Genomic DNA, 20,686 nt, shown 5'->3' on the forward strand with positions numbered 1-20,686 from the left:
TGCCCGGGTCTTGTTGACTGCTTGCGGCCATAGATACTCTCCATTTTGACGAGGGGCTGCTTTCGCTTTAGGGAAGTGTTGGATCGGGGAATCGTCGTCTGCGGGCTGCCTGGACTCGACTTCGGTACGGACTATCAATCGGTCAAAGCCGATGGAGTCAAACTTATTCAGGTGGTGAGCGTGTCTTAGACCTCTGACAACTAAGCCAAGTCATGAGGCGCATTGCCAGCCTCATCCTGAGGCAGCTTATCGACGAGCTTTCCCATCACCTTGCCAGCAGCAATCCCAGCAGTCGGACCACTGATTCCAAGACCGCTAAGCAGCGCGCCAAACTCAGTGCTATCCAGGCTGATGTTCACGACTCCCATCGTGACGTAGATGGCCACTATGGTCCCGATGAACCAGACGACCAGCTTTCGCTCGGCGGCGGACAAAGTGATGAGGTATGGCAATTGCTCTACCGACCCGGCGACCTCTGGCTGCTGCTCACAAAGGTCCGCGGTGATGTCAACGAACTCATCGCTCTCTAGCTCGTCGCGGAGTTTCGACGCCTGGGACAGCAAAGTCTCTACGAACGATGTGTCGATCGACTGGACCACCGAACTGGTCATCGATGCGAATGCGTGAAGCCGGAGGCAGTTGTTCTCGGGGATCACCCAGAACTGGTGGAGCACCCTCGACAAAGTGGGGTTGATTCAGGACTGCCGGATGGGTACGGCCCCTGAGCGAGAAGGGAAGGTATGCGAAAGGGACCGGTGCAGTTAGGCCTCTTCAGGCAACGCCCACTCCAACCTGGTGGATTTTGGCTGGTATGCGGTTCAGGCGCGCCCCTCAGGCGGTGACCGTTAAGGCCAGACTTGCTTCCGTCGATGGCGAGATGGCGAGGCGATATCTATTGCTCTCAGAGTGCATAGACACGCACCCAAATTTCCACTCTGTCTGACGGAGGAAAATCTGTGCCTTGTAGGCCTAGAATAGACTGGTCTTACAATCGCTTATGGAAGCGTTTTTGACAGGAGAAACACGATGGCGGATACAGCAGCGGCCGGAATATCGACGCCATTCCCGGCGATCCCGGTTCAACGACCTCGACAGCAGGTAGAGAACCAGATCAGGCGAGCCATCCTGGACGGCTCCCTTCGCGACGCAGAACGGCTGCCGTCCGAACAGGGCATGGCCCAGTCTTTCAATGTCAGCCGGGCGACGATTCGGGAGGCCCTGAGATCGTTGGTAGAAAGTGGCCTGTTGGTGAAGGGGCCCGGCACGACAAGCGGACTATACGTGCAGAGTGTGGATCACAATACCTTCTCGCGACTGGTCTCTGATCGGCTGACCAGCGTTATGGATATCGGTTCCGTTACACCAGCTGAAGTGTCGAACTTTCGCGACATGCTGGAAGTCCCTAGTGCTCGGCTCGCGGCCGAGTTCCGGAACGACAGTAACCTCGCCAAACTCCACGACGTCATCGACCGGGAACGATCTATCACCTTTGACGACCCGACCATCTCCGAGTTAAATGCGCAATTCCACTCCGAGATCGCGAATGCCTCGGGCAATCGCGTGCTCGCGGCGTTCGTGTCCGCCCTGCACCGGACGGCACACCCTCTTGTCTTTGTTAATACTGATGCGGAACTGGGAAGGGAGTCTGTCGACCACCACATCCGGGTATACCGGGCGATCAAGGCGAAGGATCCGGCTGCGGCTGCTGAGGCGATGCAGGGACATCTAAACTATCTGCGCGAACACGGCATCGCAAATAGCGGGGACGACCAGGCGCATGGCGATATCGAGCGATCGTTGGCGGGACGTGCGCCAGCCTGAGACCAGTATTTTCTGGCTGCTTGAACCCGGATAGTCTCGGAGCTCAGAGCAGGACTGACGCACCTTCTGTGGTCGCAGGGCCGTGAATGCGCGGCCAACGTTCGGCGAGAGGATCAGCCCGTCGGACGCACGTATCGGATGAACTGCCTACAGCAATCACGTCGATCACCGAGCCTGCCGCGTCGAAGAGGTCGCCTCGCCGCCGGGCCAGCGTGAGGATCACGATCTCGGCGCCCGGGAGCAGGCGTTCCGTGTGTCGACGCCATTCATCTCGACCTGCTGCACGCGGATGACAATCATGCTCCTTTTGTTGACATGTCCCCTTTCAACTTAGTCTGACAATCATCCATTTTGCTCTAGACAGACAGTGGTTCTTTGCGTAACTTTGACTAAGTGGACCAGTGTGGGTCCCGCGCTACGAAAGTGAAGGATTGCCATGGCTTCATCAGTAGGGAAATGGCTTGGAAGCAAAACAAGGTGCGCCGGAATCGTCGCGGTCGGCATCGTTGCCGCAGTGGCGATCGCCGGTTGCGGTGCAGGTGGCGGGGCTAGTTCCGGCGCCGCGGGTGCTTCCACCGACCCGGTGACAACTACGACGGTGGCCGCCTGGAACGACATCGTCAAGAAAGCGAATAGCGAGGGGAAAGTCACCTTCTACACTTCGCTAACCGGAATGAACCCTGTCGTTTCGGCCTTTGAGAAGGCCTATCCCGACATCAAGGTAACCGTGCAGCTAGCACCCACATCCGATCTGGTATCTCGGCTTGACCAAGAGATCTCCATCGGCGCGAAGGGGGCCGATGTGGCATTCCACAGCTCGACCGGGTGGTTCGACAAGAACTACACGGAAAACAACTTCGCGGGCTTGCAGGTCAGCCCTGAGGCCGCAAGTGCAGGCTGGAACAAGCTCCTGGCGAACAAGAGCTATGCAACCGTCTACGGCTACCCGTTCACCCTCGCCTATTCAACCACCGGGCCGGGACCCGTTTCGAGCGTCCAACAGTTGGTCGACAGCAACCCTCACGCCAAGGTCGGGTTGGTGAGCCCGTCGGTTTCGCCAGTTATCGCGTTCTACTATGACACACTGCGCAAGACCTATGGAGATCAGATTCTCGCTAAACTCGCAAAGACGAACTTCTCGGTTCAGGCGAACAACCTGCTCGCGGCCCAGGGAGTAGGGTCTGGTGAGTATGACTACGCAGTCCCCGCGATTGGCTCTCAAGTGTCGCCGCTCATCGCCAGCGGTGCGAAAGTGGCTCAGACGATTCCCACAACGGCCACTTCCGGCGTCTTTTACGATTCAGCGGTGCTGAAGAATGCCCCCAACCCGAACGCTGCGCAGGTCTTCATGAACTTCCTGATGAGCCAGGAAGCCGACACCCAGTTCGTAAAGTCGCTCGCCCCGGCGACCGTTCCGTTGAAAACGGACGGAGCAGTCCCTTGGAGCGATGTGCAAGGCTACAACCCAAACGACTGGACAACAGAGAAGTGGAACGCCTGGATCGCAAAGTACTGGACACCGCTGTTCGGCAAATAGTTAGGCCAGAGATGTGATCCTTGGCAATGCAGAACAAGGATAGTTACGGCTCGGGAACACACTGATGGCGAGGTGGACGACACCCAAAATGGTCGGCCACCTCGCATCGGTGTGCGAAGGCACCGAGTCAGCCACGTGGAGTGAGGGAAGATGACTGAAGAGACGTTGAGCGTGCCCGTGAACACGGCGGACGGAGGTCGGGCTGAATTCGCGGGTCACTACTTCACCGCGGAGTCGACACCAACTGGAGTGTTGCAGGTTCTCGTCCACGGCAACTCCTACGACCACCGGTACTGGGATTTCGGTCCCGTCAACAACAACGCATATTCCTACGTCCAGTACATGACCGCTCGTGGGCACGATGTGTTGGCAGTGGATCTGCCCGGCACTGGCTCGAGCTCGCGTCCTGATGGGGATGCGGTGTCTCTGGAGTCCGTCGGAGATGGGCTGTCCGACATGATTTTGAAGGTGCGTGCCGGGAAGCGGCTTTCCGAAAGGGCAGTCGGCCACGTTTCGCTTATCGGGCACTCGCTCGGCGCAATCCTCTGCGTGCAGACACAGGGGCGCCTGCAACCAGCTGACTCCGTGATTGTCACCGCGACGGGCTACTTCCGGGGCAGGGACGATCAAGGCTTCGGCCCAGGTGTCCGTGAGGGAGCACTGGCGACCAGCTATGCGACCCTTTCGCCTGAGGCTCGAGAGCATGCGTTCTATTACCCGCAAATGGCCGACCCTGACGTCATTTCATACGACAACGAGGTTCTTCGCACCACCCTGCCGCGGAGGCTCTGGGCCGATGGGTTAGTCGCCAGGGATAACTTAGAGACATCCGCCATCGGAGGAGTTGAGTGCCCGGTCTATGTGCAGCTGGGCGAGCACGACAGGATCATGCCAGGAAAACACGCTACCGAAGAGCGGGAATTTTGGCTGGAACACTCCGGCGCAGGACACCGGGTGGTGGTCGAGCAACTGGCAGACATCGGACACTCCTTCAATCTCCATCGCAACCACGAGGACGGCTGGCATCGGATCGATCGGTTCTTGGCGGCCCAGATGGCCTGACATTTCGGACACGTCTCTACGACCAAGAGTTCGGTGCGGAAGAACCCGGGCTCCATAATGGATGTCCGGATCCCATGCCTCGATGATCTGGGCCGCACGCTCGATCGAGGACTACGCCAACCGCACCGCAGCAACGATCCCGGGATGGCGGAGCATGAACGGCCGGCAGACCGGGGCCCCGCCCAAGCTCTCCGCTGGTCTCGTGACCATTGCTGGCCAGGACCGGCCGCCGTTGCGCTCGGTGGCCGGAGCAGTTGCCGTGGCCGACATTGAACCAAAATCCCGTGACGTCCCCGCTCAGCTCGGATGGCACCTGCCCTACGGCATCACGAACGGGCTGAGCGAGACGGAACTCAAAGAGGTCATCATCCACATGGCGTTCTACGCCGGTTGGCCCAAAGCCGTGTCCGCGATGAACGTCGCCAAGCGGGTTTTCGGCGAATAGCAGCCACGAACCAAAGGAACCACAACATGACTCAAACACACGTCACCCTGAACAACGGCGTGAAGATGCCTGCCCTGGGCCTGGGCGTCTTCCAGTCCGCGCCCGAAGAGACCACCGGCGCGGTCGTGACCGCGCTGCAGACCGGCTACCGGCTGATCGATACCGCCGCGGCGTACTTCAATGAACGCGAGGTCGGCGAGGGCATCCGCCGGTCCGGCATCGACCGCTCCGAGATCTTCGTCGAAACCAAGCTGTGGATGAGCGACTACGGCTATGACGAGGCGCTTCACGGCTTCGAGAAGAGCGTGCGCAAGCTCGGCGTCGACCAGGTCGACCTGCTGCTGCTGCACCAGCCTCTTGCATCCGACTTCGGGAAGACCATTGCCGCGTACCAGGCGATCGAGACGCTCCTGACCGACGGACGGGTGCGCGCGATCGGTGTCTCCAACCAGACACCCGCGGAGTTGGACGAGCTGATCTGCCGCACCGGCGTGGTGCCTGCCGTGAACCAGATCCAGGTCCACCCCTACTACACGCAGCCGCAGTGGAGGGCAGCCAACGACCGTCACGGCATCCTGACCCAGTGCTGGTCGCCGATCGGCGGGGCGTACGTTTATCGCGATTTCAAAAAGAACCCCCTCGAGGATTCCGTGATCACCGCTATCGCAGACAAGTACTCCAAGACCCCGGCACAGGTCATCCTGCGCTGGCACCTCGAGCACGGATTCTCCGCGATCCCGAAGTCCGTCAAGGCCCACCGCATCGCAGAGAACTTCGACGTGTTCGACTTCGCCCTGACCACCGGGGAGATCGCGGAAATCGATGCCCTCGACACCGGTGTGCGCGGCGGCCCCGACCCCGACTCGCTCAACCTCGCCTCGCACGGCTTCGTGATCCCCGAATAACAGCGCCACCGGGGCGAGGGGTGCCGCGCCACACAATCACACCCCTCGCCCTCGCCACGCCCACGTGACGAAACGCGAGGACTCACTATTGCACGAATCTTTATCATCGGTTCGACCGACGGACTGGGCCTCGCCGTCGCTCGGACCCGCCATCGCGGCAAATTGACTGCGGCGTAAGCACGCGAGAGGTCCGGTAGGCGTCTGCCACGCTGTTGGAGGCAACAGGCGTTCAGATAGTCGAGGTTGTTGGCACCGCAGGGCGACAGCGCTCTCTGATTCAGATCCCTGATTGCCTGGACGAGCTGGATATGATGCGATGCAGCGACCTACCCGGTGCGGACGCAAGACCGAGATCGCGTTGAAGCCCGAAGGCCTCCATAGACTTGGTGATCATTAGTCATTCCTTGCCGCTCAGGTTTGAGGTGTTCGGACCTGGTTGTGTGCAATAGTATTGTCGGACTAGCGGGTACTTGGCTGACTTTTCTACAACTGGGGTCCGCGTTGGGAACCCGGAATCATGCCAGCCACCACTCTTGGCAGGGCGTTCATGAAAGTTCTGGTGTGCCTCGACGAGACAAGTAGCGCGAATCAATCTGCGCCCGGGCCCGGTGTAACGGTCCCTCGCTCGCTCGTTCGCTCGTCTGATAAGGCGACTAGTTTGCAAAGCCTGACTGTCCGAAATTTCTACCAAAAAAGAACCTTGACACTTGTCAGACAAGCATGTCAGAGTTGAGGCATGATTAGTCTCGAAGTGGAGAGGGCGGCGGTCGACGATGGCGCTGCTCACCGAAGATCAGCGGACGATGGTCAATACAATCGACCCGATTTTCTCGAATTTCGTGACGACGATTATTCCGCGGAACTGGACCAAGACGCCCGTCATCCTCGCAGGTAATGGATGCACTCGCGACGCCGCTGGAGTACCGCGAGGTCATGGGCGCGTAGCCGCTGAGCTAGCCAGCCGCACGGCGGGAGCCCCGTAGATTCCTGCTAGCGAGCAGGCCTCAAGACACAACGATCGGAAGCCAATGAAGCCATCCAAACAAGCACTGGTCTCAGTCGAGACGCAACTTTTTCCATCCTCTCCGTCTTTGACGAGCAACGTTAGGAGCAATCCATGAGCACGATTGTCACAGGACAGATGGGCCGCGTTATCTACGCGCACCTCGCACCTGGTGAGGATGTGTACGAAGCGGTCATCGAGATCGCGCGAACGGAGAATATCTCCACAGGGCTCGTCTTGGACATCACCGGTGGGGCGTCCCAGTTGCGGCTGACACTGCCCAAAAGCGCCCGCCGCGAGAGCGAAGCAAGCCGGCCTCCGGAGGTCATTGAGGTCAAGGGCCTCGCTGAGGTAATGGGTTCCGGCATCATAGGTCAGGTGAAGGACGACTTTGTCTCCGCCGATGGGCACGTCCGCTACAAAAAGGGAGACCCGTACGCTCATATCCACGTATCGGCGACCGCCGCAGACGGCAAGACCTACACAGGCCACCTTGTCGAAGGAACTCTGGTACGTTCGGTCATTGCTGAGTCGCACTTCACCATCGCCTTGGCGGAGGTCGAGGGCGTGGATCTCTCGCTGCTCGTCGACTCGACGCCGTCAAACGACTACCCCGCTGGCGTTCCTTATCACCGACTTCGTTCTGTCGAATTCCCGGCACCCCCTGAGGTCCCACGATCATGACTCGGCACCAATTTCGGTGTTGTGCGAGTGAGCCGCGGAGGCTGCTGAGCCTCTGGCGGACGAACGCTGTGGCGTTATGAGGTCGACAACGTTGGTGGGCGCGCGCTTGACTGTTGCGGACCGACCGCCCTCGACCGGCTCCTGGGTTAGGGGACTGGTCGGCAAACTCGGCGCTCGCACCGGCTGGTCTCTGTTCGCCCTGGTGATCGCCGGATTGATCATTGTCCCGATCGCGATCTACTTTGCCGGCGCATTCGAGGGCGGCGGAGCCGCGATAGGTGAAATGTTCGCGGATCCGGGCCTGCCGAAGATCTTCCTCACCACCCTATTGTTGGCGGTTGCATCGACGGCAATAGGGGCCGTGCTCGCGGTCGCCATGGTCACGTTGGTTATGCGTGTTCCGCGGCGATTCAGGGGCATTGCATCGTTCATTCCGCAACTGCCACTTGTCATCCCGCCTGTTGCAGTGATCTATGGATGGATCTTCATCTTTGCGCCAACCAGCGGTTACGGGAACGCGCTCTTGCGCAGTATCCCGTTGTTCGCTGGCTCGTCGCAGGGCCCACTGAATATCTACTCCCTTCCGGCGATTATCCTCATCACGGGTGTGGAGCTCACTTCGATCATTTTCGCCCTGCTGTATGCGCGCATGCACGAGATCAATGGCTCACTCATGGCGGCTGCCCGGCTTTGCGGGGCGACGGCGATCCGCACGTTCTGGAGTGTCACCTTGCCTTTGCTGCGCCCCGCGTTGGTCGCAGGTGTTGTCGTCGCGTTCCTTCTGGGTCTTGGCAGCTTCACTGCGCCGTTGCTGCTCGGTACCGGACCAGGCATCGAGGTGATCACGACAGAGGTTTTCCGTCTTCGTGAGCAGTTCCCGGTCAACTATGGCCTGACCGCGGCGCTCGGCTTGCCCCTGCTGGCCATCGGTATCGCGTCCATCGTGGTTCAGCGGGTCGTCGTCGGTGATCAGCGTCGATACGTGACACAGGGCTCCGGACGGGGAATGGCCGGCAATGCGTCGAAGTGGGCGGTAGTGCTAGTCGTCGGATACGGTGTCATCACCGTCCTGCTGCCGCTCGCCGCGATCCTCGTTGTCGCCTTTTCACCGTTCTGGAGCGGCGATCTATCGACGATCAAATTCACGACGCAGAACTTCCAGACCGCCTTCGCTGATCCTGCCGTGCTCAACTCGATCACAACGAGCCTTCTGACGTCGGCTTTGGCCATGATCATCGTCATTCCGCTGGGATTCGTCACCGCCCTGGCGATGTCGGGTGTCCTGCGCGCGCCCCGCGCAGTCAAATACGTCCTGGACTACGCGTTCGTCGCCCCGCTTGCAGTGCCGCGAGCCATGCTGGGCCTGGTAGTCCTCTTCGTCTTTATCCGGCCGCCATTCTCGCTCTACGGGACTCTCACCCTCTTCATCATCGGTTACGCGTTCATCGTGTTGCCGTTCTCCCTGCGTTCGCAGTATTCGAGTCTCATCGGCGTCCATTCGTCGTTGTTCGAAGCGGCACGTATTTCGGGCGCTAGCCAGTTTCGGACGGTCCTGACTGTGGCACTACCTTTGACAAAGAGAGGTATCACGGCTTCGTTGGCCCTTGGCTTCATCTTGCTTTCGCAAGACTTCGCTGTTGCGGTAATGCTGCAGTCCCCCGGAAATCAAGTGATGGGCACCCTGCTTTACGAGCTAGGTCAAACAGGCACTTTCCCCGAGGTAGCCGTCCTCGCGCTCGTGATGACAGCAGTCACAACCGCGGTTCTCGTCTTGACCGTATTGATCGGCGGACGTAAGGCATTGGAAAACCTATGACCAAGAATATTCTTCAGGCAGACATAAGAGCGGATCGTCAAGTGAAAACAAACGATGAGTCATCCGACCGCCCCGTCAGCGCATCCTTGCGGGGTGTGGGAAAGGCGTTCGAGACGAAGAGGGGCCGGACAGTCCACGCTGTCAAGGACGTGAATATCGAAATCGCCGAAGGTGAATACGTCGTGATTGTCGGACCGAGTGGGTGTGGAAAGTCAACCCTCATTCGCTCGATCGCCGGACTCGAAACTCCCACCAGCGGCACGATTCAGCTCCAGGGCCGGACGGTGTATGACGCGGAGCATTCGATCAACACCAAGGCGGACAAGCGCAATGTCGGGATGGTGTTCCAGAATTACGCGCTCTGGCCGCACATGACCGTTGAACAAAACGTGACTTACCCGCTGAGAAGGCGCAAGATCGAGAAACGGCAGCGGCAGGAGCGTGTTCACGCGGTGCTCGCCGCGCTCGAATGCGAGAACTTCGCCAAACGCCTCCCTGCCGAGCTCAGCGGTGGACAGCAACAGCGAGTGGCCCTCGCACGAGCGCTCGTCTATGAGCCCTCAATCCTCCTGCTCGATGAGCCGTTGAGCAATCTCGACGCCTTGCTTAGAGTATCCCTGCGTACCGAACTGCTGCGAATTCACCGTTCGCTCGGCTACACAGGTTTGCACATCACCCACGACCAGGAAGAAGCCCTCGAGATGGGTGATCGGGTCGTCCTGATGCGCGAAGGCGCGATTGAACAAGTCGGGCCACCGGAGGAGGTCTACTCACGGCCGGTCTCGCCCTACGCGGCACGGTTCCTCGGCGTGAGAAACAATCTGAACGTAACTTCGACACAAGGAAAACTCGTCCACTCCGCCGGCGTCATCCACGGCAGTGGTGACCTCACGTCCCCCCATCTGGACGGCTCGCCGCTCCAGCTCTTCGTACGACCCCGCGACACCTCGATCGCCAAAGGGCTGGCAGAAGATGCGGCCCTCAACCGCGCGGAAATCGCCCTTAATGGAACACTCGCGCAGGTTGTCCTGGGCGAAGGAGGCCGACGGCAGTACGTCGTCGAGATCGGCGGCAACCTTTGGTACGCCCAGCATGGCGAAGGTGAAAACTTCAGGCCCGGCGACCAGCTGCACGTGCGTATCCCGTCAGGGCTGAGTCTCCTATATAGCGGTGAAGAGCTGGTCAGCCGTTGACCAGACGGGACGTGACTGACCGGTCCGCGGACGGTCGGTCCGCAGTCGCGGCGACCCACGCAAAACGCAATCGTGCACACTGTGCCAAAGATGGATCGAGCCGACTAGTGCTGGGCACAACGGAATAAAGATGGAAAACAATGCCAGATATGTCAAGTAAATCCTTTCAATCACGGCTACGCCACAGGGAGCCAGTTCTCGGGACGTTCCTCTTCTTGCCAAGCGAGGATGCTACCGAGGCTGTCTCCCGGACCGGCGTTGACTTTGTCATCATCGATATGGAGCACTCTCCGAAAAACTGGCAAACCGTCAGCAACATGATCAGGGCCGCTGAAGTGGTCGGCGTCATCCCTCTGGTCCGCGTATCGACAATCGACGAGCAGAACATACGATATGCGCTGGAGCTGGGGGCAGGCGGAATTGTCCTGCCGTTCGTAGAGACAGCCGATGATGTTCGGCGCGCCACCGACGCAGCCAGGTACGCACCTCGGGGCAACAGAGGAGTCTGCACAATGTCACGTGCCGCTCACTACAGCGTCGGACGGGAGCGCTTCCAGGAGACCGCGGCGTCGGCCAACGAGAAAGTCTTGATCATCGGACAGATCGAGAGCAGCGACGCGGTTAACAACATCGATGAGATCCTGGCTCAGGATCCTGGACTGGATGCGATCATCATCGGTCGCGCGGATCTTGCGACCAGCATCGGGCTCACCGGACAGTCCGAACATCCACGGGTCGTCGAGCTCACACAAACGATAATGGATCGACTGCAGGCCCGGAGCTCAATCCCGTATGGGTTGGCCGTCTACGGTCCTAGCGAGTGCACCGAATGGGCGACCCAGGGCGCTACGGTGTTCGTCTACGGCGCGGATGTCTCCGTCTTAGTGTCTGCGTACCAGCGTGCGGTTGCGGAATTCAAGGTGGCGGTCACGCCAACCCAGCAGTAGAAATTAGAGTGCCCACGAGGCGCAGCTTCCCCGGATTTATCCCACTATCTTCTCAAATAACCGTGTCCTACTACGCCTAATGTGTGCGGCGCCATATTCGGGCGGCGCGGGCCCATCAGGCTCTCGCCGCTCAGGAGGAAAAATGCAGTTCACCAAAGTACTCGCGATTCCGTTCAAGCTACCACTGCATCATGAGATTGTGTGGGCGACCGGGTCCATCAGCTCGGCGCAGCATGTCCTGATCATCGTCGAAACATCAACGGGTATTCGTGGCTATGCCGAAGCCATCCCCAGGCCCATGGCTTACGGCGAGACTGTGGAGTCTATCGTCGCAGTAATCAACGACTTTGTTCGGCCGGCCCTCGTAGGGCTGGAGGTTTTCGATCGAAGCAAGGTTGCGTACGCATTGCGCAACGTGCTGAACAACAACTCGGCTTTGGGCGCGGTCGACACCGCAATCTGGGATGCGATCGGCAAGTCGCTCGACGTCCCCGTCCACAAGCTCCTGGGTGGGTACACGGACCGGATCGCGGTTAGTGCTGTCATTGGAGGCGGCGACGCGGATCAAATGGTGCGCGAAGCCCAAGGATTTGCTAAGGATTACGGAATCTGGTCCTTCAAGGTGAAGGTCGGCTGGGACCCCAAAAAGGACGCCGATCTCCTCCTGACTCTGCGCGAGGCCCTTCCGGAGGCGCACCTCTGCGCAGACGCCAATCACGGATTCACATCTGCGGGCGCGTTGGAATTCCTGCACCGGACGGCCGACGTTGGCCTGGCTTGGATCGAGGAACCCTCGCCGGCCTATGAGCCGCAAGGGCGGGTTCGCGTGTACAACCAGAGCACCACAGAAATCCTCGGCGATGAGAGCTGCCGGGACGCCGGCGAGGTGGTCCAGGAAACCCTGTCCGCCCGGTCATCGATGGTAAGCATCAAGATCGCGCGCACCGGCATAACGGCGTCTGAGCGGATTCGCGGCTTCTGCGAGGCTCATGGGACGGGACTCGTCATCGGTAACCAAGGCGACAGTGCTTTGGGCACATGGACGAGCGCGGCATACGCGGCGGCGAACAGGTCGACGTCGGAGAACCCGGCCGAGATGGCGTACTTTCTGCACATCGCGGATGAGATCACGAACACGCCAGAGGTCAAGGACGGCTACCTGACTGTTTCGCCGGAGCCGGGATTCGGTTTCACCATCGACACGGACAAGCTCCAGAAATTCGCGAGCCACCCACATCTCGCAGACTCGGACCTTCAGCAGCTGTTGGCAAACTAAGGACCCCAGAGTGAATTGCCCAATTGTCGAGCCGGAGCTCGAGATAATCGAACCCGACCTTCCGATCATCGACGCTCATCAACACCTCTTCGACAGGCCGTCCCGCCGCTACATGATGGAGGACTATCTGACCGACGTCTCAACGGGGCACAACATTGTGGCGAGTGTGTACGTGGAGACGCAGGCTATGGCCCGGGCCTTCGGCCCCGAGGACATGCGCCCACTCGGCGAGGTCGAGTTTGCCAACGGGGTGGCGGCGATGAGTGCAAGCGGCATCTACGGCCACACCCGCGTCGCCGCCGGGATCGTAGGCTTCGCCGACTTGACCATGGGGGACCAGATTGGCGAGCTCCTGGATCGTTCTATGGAAGTGGCAAGGGACCGTTTTCGCGGCATCCGGCAAATCACGATCGAACACTCGACGGAAACCCCTTACAAGTACATGACTCACAGGCCGCCGCGAGGCCTGATGGACCACCCTGGATTTCGTCGCGGCTTTCAGCAACTGGAGCTCCGGGGGCTGACTTTCGACGCAGCCGTTCTGCACCACCAGCTGCCGAAAATCGGTGAACTCGCGGACCAGTTTCCAGAGACGACAATTGTCTTGAACCACTTGGGGATGGCAGTCGCCATGCCCGAAGATGGTGTGAAGCCGGAAGACTCCTTCGATGCCTGGCTCGCCAATCTCACGGACCTTGCCGCGCGCCCGAACGTTGTTTGCAAGGTCGGCGGTCTGGGAATGCCTTTTTGGGGCTTCGGGTTTGATGAGAGGCCCGCTCGCCCCTCTTACCTGGACCTCGCAGCCGCTTGGGGTCCCTATATTGAGGCTGGAATCGAGCTTTTCAGTCCAGATCGATGCATGATGCAGAGCAATTTTCCGGTCGACAGCCGCACCTGCGACTACCCCGTGCTTTGGAACACCATGAAGCACATCGTCAGGAACTACTCGCCAGCCGAGAAGGCCAAGCTTTTCCACGGCACCGCCAAAAGAGTCTACCGGCTGGATCTTCCCGACGAGAACGACTCCGCCAGCGGTGCATAGCTGCCACCACCCGCGCCCCGTCCTCACTTCCTCGAAGGAGTAACCGAATGATCAGCTCGAGCAGTCAAACCAGCGTTTCCGACATCGAACGCCTGCTAATTGAGAATCAAATCCGCACGGTACTTACCGCCTATTGCCATGGACTCGACCGGAAAGACTGGGACCTCGTTCGGCGCTGTTATCACGAGAATGCCCACGACTCGCACGGTACTTTCAGCGGCTCGGTGGATGAGATGCTCACCTGGATGCACGGCAACCACGAGCACGTCACGTCCTCGCTTCACGTGCTGACCAATGTCTCCGTCTGGCTCGCGGACGACGGCAAATCTGCCCGGTCAGAGAGCTACTGCTTAAGCATGAAACGGGTCGAATCCGCCAAACGAGATGCCTTCATGGGGAGCGCCGCCAGCGACGAGCCAGTCCACCGAACCGTTGCCTGCCGCTACATCGATGACTTCGATAACCTCGACGGCAACGGGTGGCGGATCAGAAACCGTGTTGTCGCCATCGAATGGACCCGCAGGGACGATTCTCAGTCTTTCCTGCCCCTGGATGAATCGTGGGTTGTCTCAAGACGCGATCGGAAAGACGTCGTCTATGCCACGCTGGCATCTAGCGCAGCAGATTCTGCTCTTTCCCCCATAGGGGAGAGCGACATCCAGTTTTCTTGACTTTGCCACGCTTCCGCCAATCGCGTGGAGATCTCACCGCAGCGGTTCGCATAGACGCGGAAAGGTCAGGAGAGGAGACGCAAACATCAACACAAACATCAGACGAGGGATACACACATGGGACGACTAATCGGGAAGACTGCGATCATTTCGGGTGCCGCTACGGGCATCGGAGCAGAGACAGCGCGGCGTTTCGTCGCTGAGGGTGCGAGCGTCGCAATCCTGGACGTGAATGTCGACCAAGGACAGGCGCTCGCCGAAGAACTCGCCGGAGACAACGGCGCGGCCCGTTTCTTCGCCTGCGATGTGTCGGACCCGGCCGCGGTCCGAACGGCGGTGGACGCGGCGGCAGAAGCTTTCGGCGGGCTCAATATTGTCTTCGCCAACGCCGGGATCGGCACTCTTCACATCGGGGGTACCGTCGAATCGATCGAGACCGAGCGCTGGGACCTCGCCTTCGACGTGAATACGCGTGGCGTCTATGCACTGGCCGGCGCCGCAGTGCCGCACCTGCGCGAGCAGGGCGGTGGCTCCATCATCCTGACCGCCTCGATCTACGCGTTCGTCGGAACGAGCGGTCGTCCAACCCACGCTTACGCGGCGACTAAAGGCGCAGTGGTAGCGTTGGCGCGCGCGATGGCGGCAACGTACGGCCCGGAAGGGATCAGGGTCAACGCGATAGCCCCCGGAGCGATTCGCACCCATCTCAACGACGACGTAGCGTCAAACCCAGAACTATTGGCTCAGTGGGTCGAAGGTATTCCGCTACGTCGGTTGGGTACGACCAAAGAACTCGCTTCCAGCGCGCTCTTCCTCGCCAGTGACGACTCGAGCTTCGTCACTGGCTCGGTTCTCGTGGTCGACGGGGGCCAGATCGCGGTGTGACGTGAGCCCGCCAGCTTCGGCCGCGAAGGCATTAGCCGAAGAGGGCGGGCACTGGATTTGGGCAAGGCGTCACATTTCGGCCGCGAGGCCGCAGTGAAGCTACCGTCATCTGGCGGCTATTTTCGATTTCTACGACTTCCATGCCCGCGCCGATGTCCGGCTGGCTGGGACCGGTATGCTGAGCTACGGAAATCCGGGCATCAACGACATCCAGCGGATACCGACGAAAGAAGCGCCGCTACTAATCTGACGTTCCAAGCCCCCGCGGCCGGTACGCGGTGTCCTTGTCCATGTTCCAGCCGGCGAGCATTCCGTAGCCGAGGAGTTGGTCGCTGAGTTTGGCGAGTCGGTAGCCGGGGTCCGCTTCGAGAGCGAGCTGGAGGAACTGGTGGGCTTTGCTGCCCCGCCCTTCCCACGAGTTTATATATGCGATGGCCGTGAGGAGTGGCGCCGAGTGGTCGGTGCTGCTGTGCGTGTAGGCGTGGAGCAGTATTTGCTGGGCCCATTCGAGGCGGGTCCACTCCGGCTTGCCTGGGGTTTGGGCCAGCAAGATCTGTTCCATCGGCCTTCGACGACTGGGATGTCTGCCTTCAGCTGGTCACGGATGGCTGGGAACTGGAAGTTCGCAATCAGCGCGGTGACTTGGTCATCGGTGGGGTAGGTTTTGGCTTTGAGGATGCCTGCCCATAGAGTGCGTGCCTGTTCGAGGACCCGGTGGTCGTTGGATCGTTGGATCGATGCGATGTGGGCCTCAACGGCATCAAACGTTGTTTCTTTAGTTGAGGCGGGAAGCACTATTCGCCCCGTTGGCGCGATAGCGCTACCGCGATAAACAAGTTCGGCGTTGATTTCGCCGGAGTCGACCGTCGATAGTGGGAGGGCGCAACTGAGGCTCTGGTCGCCGTCATAGTCATAGGGAGAAACGGTGTCGTCGCCGACCAGGAGGCCGTCCCTGATGGTGATGTGTCGTTCGGCGAGTGCCCCGGTCAGTGCGGCAATGACTGCTGCGTATGGCCGGTCATGTCCCGCTGTTGGGGTAACCGACGTGTAGACGGGAATCAGGGCGCTCGTGGCCTTGGGGTCGTTGGCGAGGTAGCCGGCGACTGTTCGGGCATAGGCGAGTTCGGCGCCGTCGTGGTTGGGAAGGCCTACTCGGAGTGTCGCGCCGATTCGGTTGGTGTCGATGCTGATACAGACAAGGCTTTCGTGGGGCCAGAATCCCAAGGTGTGGCCGATGAAGCTAAGGACATCGGCAGGTGTTTTGATGGTAAGCGTTTCCACGGTCTTTCTCCTCGTGTGGCGGCCGTGTTTGTCAGTTGTAGCGTCGTTCGGGCGACGGAGCGCTTTTCGAGGGCTAGTTCTGCGCGTTCGACGACGGCTTTGTCGTGGGGGTCGAGGCGCCCTGTTATCGAGGGGCTGGCCATCTCGCAGTCGCGTATTTCGACGAGCCGTCGGTGCAGCTGTGTTTCGGCGTGCCCGCTGAGGACCATGAATCGGCTAGTGCGTCGCTTCTCGAGGATGAGCTGGTGATGGCTGGAGACGACGCGGTTCCAGATGGGCTCGATTTCTAGGAGCAGCAGCCTTGCACGGAGTCCGAAGGCTCCCTGTTCGAGGTGCCCCGCCACCCGGGGGAGAAGCAGTCCGAGGCTGACCAATAGGACTGCGAAGGTTTCGCCGGCCCAATAGAAGACGGTTAGGGCAGTGGCTGTCGCGTTGGCAACACCCGCATTCCTGATCACGGCGCCGTAGAGGAGCCGGTCGATCAGCACCAAGGAGAACAGGATGCATCCGATGGCGATGAGCATGAAGGCTGAGCGGAAGGCCGGGGCGTGCATGTGCGGAACGTTGTTGTGGCACACGCGTGCGATATCGAGGCAGATCCACATGATGAACACGGAGCCGGTCCAGAGGAATACTGCCATTCCGGGCTGATCACCGTACGTGAGGGGCAGATCCGGATGAGTGACGTCAACGCGGCTGGTGAGAAATCCGGTCGTCACTGCTGTGCAGGCTATGCCCGCAGCCCAGCGTCCAAAGGCCAGGTGCCGGCGTCGTACTTCAGCGTCGGCCACGGCGGCCAGCAGTATGGCGGTTCGGAATTGCCAGAATCCGAGGAGCAGAGACAAGAGGGTTGCTAGACCGACACGGTTTCGAACCACCGAGTACGGGATCCGCGGCGAAGTAGACAGCCGGCACGTAGAGAGTGCATGCGATTGCGGCAAGGATGGTTGCGCGGAAGACGCTTCCGCGGTGCGGATCCAGAGCGGCAGGGAACCGGAAGATGGTCAGTACCCAGAGGGTGGCCGCTGGGACATATTCCATCAGCCGAAGACCTTACGAAAAGAGAGTGGTTCGGGGACGGTGCCCGCCGCGCTGTTGAGGATCCGTGTAGCGAGCTGGTCGGCAAGAGTTTCGGCGGTGAGTTCTGCGTCGTCGGTGTAGCCGCCGCGGGCGAGCGCTCGGAGTACCTGTTCGCCGTCCAAGTCAGGCGGGAGGCTGTTGACCGCCTGGCCGCTCTGGGTTTCTCGGTCGTGGCCGAGGATCAGGTGGCTGAATTCGTGGAGGATGATCTGTTGCCGGTGCCAGAGCGATTTTGCCGGAGCATGGAGAACGACGTCCCGGTCGGCGCAGATGAGCCAGAGGCCATACAGTTCCGTTCCTGACAGGCCTGGAATTTCAGCGACAGTGATGGTCCTGCCTCGTTGAGCTTCCAGTTTTGCGTGTATGACATCAAGTGTGGCGTCATGGGGCAGGCCGAAGGCATGCTCGGCTTTCCGGGCTATTTGCAGGGCTTCACGGTAGTTCATTGCGGGTCGAGGCAGGGGAAGCGGTACGTTGACTGGGCCGATCTGGTCCAGAGAAAACCCGGTTGGGTAGAGGGCAGAGCGTGCGTGACCTGGCATGAAATGTGGTTTGTTGCCCTCCTCGCAGGTGTCGATCCCCTCGATCGAAGCTCGAACACCCCGTGCCAAGGGAACCCTTCGAGAATGGCGAGACGAATGATTGACAATCAATCATCTTTAATCTATTTATAGTTGTCATAGAATAAGCGATTATCGCTTTCAGGCAAGCGCCTAGGAGGGATCCATGCGGCGCTCGCCACAGCTCCGACTTGGAACCACGCAGTTTTGCTCGCCAACGACGGCAGCGCTTTACCAACCGCAGGTCCCGACTTCCCATTTCGACAGCAATGGGCCAAACCGCAAGGACATGAGAAATGACCGATATGAAAAAGTCGACGTCGTCCCAAGGCATTGAACCTCTACACGAGGTCAAAGGCCTTGACCGGGGTCACCTTAGTAGACCGAAGCTGGTGGCCCTGGCGCTCACGGCAATGACCCCGGGAATGGGGATGGTATTGGTGCCGGTTCTGGTCTTCACCTATTCCGGCATGGCGAGTTGGACGTCACTCCTCATCGCGATGGTCGCTGCGATGTGTATCGGAGCGGCTGTCACGACCTTCGCGCGACGATACGTCGTGACGGGATCCTTGTATTCGTATGTAAGCCATGCCCTCGGCGGGTGGGCACGTTGCATCACGGGCGCATCGCTGTTTCTTGGATTCATCCTGATGCTCGCGTCGATAGTCGCGGCCTGCGGTCTGTTCATCGGCAGCTTCCTCACGTCCATCGGAATTGCTAATGCGAACGAGGTCGGAATCCAGGCCGTAATCTATCTGATTGTTCTGGCTATTTCTGCCGCCATTGTCATTCGCGGATTAGACGCGTCCGTGCGTACGTCGGTCATCCTGAGTGCCATTGCGATTCCTCCGATTGTGATCATCACGATCGCGAGCGCCATCCACACCGGACTCCATCTGTCGTCCCAGTTCGACTTGGGCAAGCTAACCTTCAACCAAACGTTCCAGGGTGTCGTTGGGGCGCTGGCTTTCATGATTGGCTTTGAAAGCTGCGCCGCTCTCGCTACAGAGACCCGCGACCCGAAACGAACATTGCCGTGGGCACTCATAGGCGTTCCCGCGGTCCTCGCCGTTCTTTGGATCGTCCCTACGATTGCTCAAGTACCCGGGCTTGCCGAGGCCTCCGATCAAATCGCAGCCGGCGCCTCGCCGTCGGCGGTTCTATCGATACAAGCTGGCCTTGGAGAAACATTCGCGAAGGCGACTGATTTGATCTTCGCGATCGAAGCGTTTGTCGCACTCGTTGGCTTTCTCAACTACGGTTCGCGGGTGTTCGCGACGTTGGGGATAGACCGACTATTGCCGCCGAGGCTTGCTGCTGTGCATCCCCGGCTCCGCACTCCCGTCGTCGCGATCGTGGTGTCGTCCGTACTCGGTTTGCTCGCCATGATTTCCATGGTGTTTGCCGTCGGCGACATCACCAAGGGATTCACCGCGATAGCCACCCTGCTTGCCTACGCTTGGGCTCCGTCTTACCTGCTGATCGCCGTTGGAGCGATCGTCGTAACGCTGCGGGAGAGGGGCGTCCGACTCGGTGTTATCGTCGCAAGCATCTTTGTGATCGTCACGATGGTCGGCATTTACGTCAACGGCTTCGTCAACCCGCCGTCAGCACCTTACGACGCTATGGTCTGGATCGCCTTCGTTGCCTTGGCCGTAATTGTATTTGCATTTCTCATCCTTCAGCGGGTGGGTGCCCGCCAAGAATCCAGGGCGCGCGAGTCCGACCGGACGCCGGACATGATGGCCGACCGGCCGGTTTCCGCGCAGAGCGTGCCGGATTAGTTGTCCTGACTGATCTTTACCCAGCAGTCCACGGCGGTTCCGGTCAGAGTGGGGGCGCGGTGAACGGCCACGTCCGCTTGGATGAGGCCGGGTGCGTGCTTGTGTTGATCCGGGGTCTGGCGGACCGCGACCGGGTTTCGCAAAGGACCCGGCCTGGAGGTGGTCCGGCCGCTGGGCCCATATGAGAGTGCCGTATCCATTGTTGGGCAGAAATAGACATATAAAAATAGATACTAAATCAATTGAAGTAGTGGGTTGTCCGCTACTCCCTGCGTTAGGAGATGTTATGCCGCAAGCGCTTCTCGCTGTCTTCAGCAACCCGACATCGGCTGAAAGCGAGGTCGAGTACAACGATTGGTATGACCATGTCCACCTGAAGGACGTCGTGGCGGTGCCGGGAATCATTGCGGCACAACGTTTTCGCCTTGTAGACGTAGAAGTAGAAGGCGGCATTCCCTGGCCGGCACATCGTTACCTCGCGATTTATGAGGTCGACACCGACGATCTCGACGCGCTTTCCGAAGAAATCAGCAGACGAGACGGGACAGAAGCGATGCCCATTTCGCCGGCAATCGACATGTCGTATAGCGCTTTCTACTGGAAGCCGATCGGCTCGCGCGTCGTGCAGTCATAAACCTGATTCCTCCCGGGACCTTGTCGGCGGCGTTGCAAAGAACGTACGTCGTGCCGTTCG

General features: G+C 59.8%; 20 protein-coding genes. 15 read left to right on the top strand and 5 right to left on the bottom strand.

Translation table 11 applies throughout. The features are described 5' to 3' along the window. Positions 1–200 precede the first annotated feature (200 nt). Positions 201–674 (bottom strand): hypothetical protein, encoded by a 474-nt coding sequence (locus LFT47_RS08785; protein WP_236817237.1) that lies wholly within the window; start codon positions 672–674, stop codon positions 201–203. A 352-nt stretch (positions 675–1,026) separates the two neighbouring features. Here LFT47_RS08785 and LFT47_RS08790 point away from each other — a divergent pair, with 352 nt between their 5' ends. From LFT47_RS08790 to LFT47_RS08850, 13 genes are all read left to right on the top strand, one after another. Continuing rightward, positions 1,027–1,821, top strand: coding sequence for a FadR/GntR family transcriptional regulator (locus LFT47_RS08790; RefSeq protein ID WP_236817239.1), 795 nt, complete (start codon positions 1,027–1,029; stop codon positions 1,819–1,821). Between the two features lie 514 nt (positions 1,822–2,335). Continuing rightward, a complete protein-coding gene (locus LFT47_RS08795) occupies positions 2,336–3,358 on the top strand; it encodes an ABC transporter substrate-binding protein (protein ID WP_236817241.1) in 1,023 nt (340 codons plus the stop codon). Between the two features lie 150 nt (positions 3,359–3,508). Continuing rightward, positions 3,509–4,420, top strand: coding sequence for an alpha/beta hydrolase (locus tag LFT47_RS08800; protein ID WP_236817243.1), 912 nt, complete (start codon positions 3,509–3,511; stop codon positions 4,418–4,420). Positions 4,421–4,481: 61 nt separating this feature from the next. After that, positions 4,482–4,865, top strand: a complete 384-nt coding sequence (locus LFT47_RS08805; protein WP_236817251.1) for a carboxymuconolactone decarboxylase family protein — start codon at positions 4,482–4,484, stop codon at positions 4,863–4,865. 26 nt (positions 4,866–4,891) lie between these two features. Beyond that, positions 4,892–5,770, top strand: coding sequence for an aldo/keto reductase (locus LFT47_RS08810; protein WP_236817253.1), 879 nt, complete (start codon positions 4,892–4,894; stop codon positions 5,768–5,770). Positions 5,771–6,887: 1,117 nt separating this feature from the next. Continuing rightward, entirely contained in the window at positions 6,888–7,457 is a 570-nt protein-coding gene (locus LFT47_RS08815; RefSeq protein WP_236817254.1) for a PCC domain-containing protein, read from the top strand. 76 nt (positions 7,458–7,533) lie between these two features. Next, a complete protein-coding gene (locus LFT47_RS08820) occupies positions 7,534–9,273 on the top strand; it encodes an ABC transporter permease (RefSeq protein ID WP_236817256.1) in 1,740 nt (579 codons plus the stop codon). Between the two features lie 41 nt (positions 9,274–9,314). Further along, complete coding sequence (locus LFT47_RS08825) at positions 9,315–10,466, top strand: ABC transporter ATP-binding protein (RefSeq protein ID WP_236817258.1); 1,152 nt, start codon at positions 9,315–9,317, stop codon at positions 10,464–10,466. 149 nt (positions 10,467–10,615) lie between these two features. Then, complete coding sequence (locus LFT47_RS08830; RefSeq protein ID WP_236817264.1) at positions 10,616–11,413, top strand: HpcH/HpaI aldolase family protein; 798 nt, start codon at positions 10,616–10,618, stop codon at positions 11,411–11,413. Positions 11,414–11,555: 142 nt separating this feature from the next. After that, on the top strand, positions 11,556–12,689 hold the full coding sequence (locus LFT47_RS08835; RefSeq protein WP_236817266.1) for a mandelate racemase/muconate lactonizing enzyme family protein: 1,134 nt from the start codon (positions 11,556–11,558) through the stop codon (positions 12,687–12,689). Positions 12,690–12,699: 10 nt separating this feature from the next. Continuing rightward, complete coding sequence (locus LFT47_RS08840) at positions 12,700–13,731, top strand: amidohydrolase family protein (RefSeq protein ID WP_236817268.1); 1,032 nt, start codon at positions 12,700–12,702, stop codon at positions 13,729–13,731. Positions 13,732–13,778: 47 nt separating this feature from the next. Continuing rightward, positions 13,779–14,402 carry a nuclear transport factor 2 family protein gene (locus tag LFT47_RS08845; RefSeq protein ID WP_236817275.1) on the top strand — a complete coding sequence of 208 codons (624 nt, stop codon included), beginning with the start codon at positions 13,779–13,781 and terminating at the stop codon, positions 14,400–14,402. A 117-nt stretch (positions 14,403–14,519) separates the two neighbouring features. Further along, entirely contained in the window at positions 14,520–15,287 is a 768-nt protein-coding gene (locus LFT47_RS08850) for an SDR family NAD(P)-dependent oxidoreductase (protein WP_236817277.1), read from the top strand. A gap of 241 nt (positions 15,288–15,528) precedes the next feature. Here the strand turns inward: LFT47_RS08850 and LFT47_RS21475 are convergent, their stop codons facing one another. The 4 genes from LFT47_RS21475 to LFT47_RS08860 all read right to left on the bottom strand — a co-directional run bounded on the left by LFT47_RS21475 (position 15,529) and on the right by LFT47_RS08860 (position 18,094). Next, positions 15,529–15,780, bottom strand: a complete 252-nt coding sequence (locus LFT47_RS21475; protein ID WP_442863462.1) for a DUF4192 family protein — start codon at positions 15,778–15,780, stop codon at positions 15,529–15,531. Continuing rightward, on the bottom strand, positions 15,708–16,511 hold the full coding sequence (locus LFT47_RS08855; protein ID WP_272909625.1) for a DUF4192 family protein: 804 nt from the start codon (positions 16,509–16,511) through the stop codon (positions 15,708–15,710). Before LFT47_RS08855 ends, LFT47_RS21475 begins: the two co-directional genes overlap by 73 nt. Next, on the bottom strand, positions 16,436–17,287 hold the full coding sequence (locus LFT47_RS21360) for a DUF6545 domain-containing protein (protein WP_272909620.1): 852 nt from the start codon (positions 17,285–17,287) through the stop codon (positions 16,436–16,438). Before LFT47_RS21360 ends, LFT47_RS08855 begins: the two co-directional genes overlap by 76 nt. 321 nt (positions 17,288–17,608) lie before the next feature. Further along, entirely contained in the window at positions 17,609–18,094 is a 486-nt protein-coding gene (locus LFT47_RS08860) for a hypothetical protein (protein ID WP_236817281.1), read from the bottom strand. Positions 18,095–18,504: 410 nt separating this feature from the next. On the opposite strand from LFT47_RS08860, the gene LFT47_RS08865 reads away from it, so the two are divergent. Both LFT47_RS08865 and LFT47_RS08870 read left to right on the top strand, forming a co-directional pair. Next, on the top strand, positions 18,505–19,992 hold the full coding sequence (locus LFT47_RS08865) for an APC family permease (RefSeq protein ID WP_236817283.1): 1,488 nt from the start codon (positions 18,505–18,507) through the stop codon (positions 19,990–19,992). Positions 19,993–20,278: 286 nt separating this feature from the next. Continuing rightward, positions 20,279–20,626: a DUF4286 family protein gene (locus LFT47_RS08870; protein ID WP_236817286.1), complete on the top strand. Its 348-nt coding sequence runs from the start codon at positions 20,279–20,281 to the stop codon at positions 20,624–20,626. Positions 20,627–20,686 lie beyond the last annotated feature (60 nt).

Source organism: Arthrobacter sp. FW306-2-2C-D06B (genome assembly GCF_021789175.1).
GTDB lineage: Bacteria > Actinomycetota > Actinomycetes > Actinomycetales > Micrococcaceae > Arthrobacter.

What these genes read in the sequence shown, in the direction of transcription:
- LFT47_RS08805 (WP_236817251.1), top strand. Translation starts at nt 4,482, where the DNA reads ATGTCCGGATCCCATGCCTCGATGATCTGGGCCGCACGCTCGATCGAG.
- LFT47_RS08810 (WP_236817253.1), top strand. Translation starts at nt 4,892, where the DNA reads ATGACTCAAACACACGTCACCCTGAACAACGGCGTGAAGATGCCTGCC.
- LFT47_RS08845 (WP_236817275.1), top strand. Translation starts at nt 13,779, where the DNA reads ATGATCAGCTCGAGCAGTCAAACCAGCGTTTCCGACATCGAACGCCTG.
- LFT47_RS08800 (WP_236817243.1), top strand. Translation starts at nt 3,509, where the DNA reads ATGACTGAAGAGACGTTGAGCGTGCCCGTGAACACGGCGGACGGAGGT.
- LFT47_RS08850 (WP_236817277.1), top strand. Translation starts at nt 14,520, where the DNA reads ATGGGACGACTAATCGGGAAGACTGCGATCATTTCGGGTGCCGCTACG.
- LFT47_RS08820 (WP_236817256.1), top strand. Translation starts at nt 7,534, where the DNA reads ATGAGGTCGACAACGTTGGTGGGCGCGCGCTTGACTGTTGCGGACCGA.
- LFT47_RS08830 (WP_236817264.1), top strand. Translation starts at nt 10,616, where the DNA reads ATGTCAAGTAAATCCTTTCAATCACGGCTACGCCACAGGGAGCCAGTT.
- LFT47_RS08870 (WP_236817286.1), top strand. Translation starts at nt 20,279, where the DNA reads ATGCCGCAAGCGCTTCTCGCTGTCTTCAGCAACCCGACATCGGCTGAA.
- LFT47_RS08860 (WP_236817281.1), bottom strand. Translation starts at nt 18,094, where the DNA reads ATGAACTACCGTGAAGCCCTGCAAATAGCCCGGAAAGCCGAGCATGCC.
- LFT47_RS08865 (WP_236817283.1), top strand. Translation starts at nt 18,505, where the DNA reads ATGACCGATATGAAAAAGTCGACGTCGTCCCAAGGCATTGAACCTCTA.
- LFT47_RS08790 (WP_236817239.1), top strand. Translation starts at nt 1,027, where the DNA reads ATGGCGGATACAGCAGCGGCCGGAATATCGACGCCATTCCCGGCGATC.
- LFT47_RS08815 (WP_236817254.1), top strand. Translation starts at nt 6,888, where the DNA reads ATGAGCACGATTGTCACAGGACAGATGGGCCGCGTTATCTACGCGCAC.
- LFT47_RS08835 (WP_236817266.1), top strand. Translation starts at nt 11,556, where the DNA reads ATGCAGTTCACCAAAGTACTCGCGATTCCGTTCAAGCTACCACTGCAT.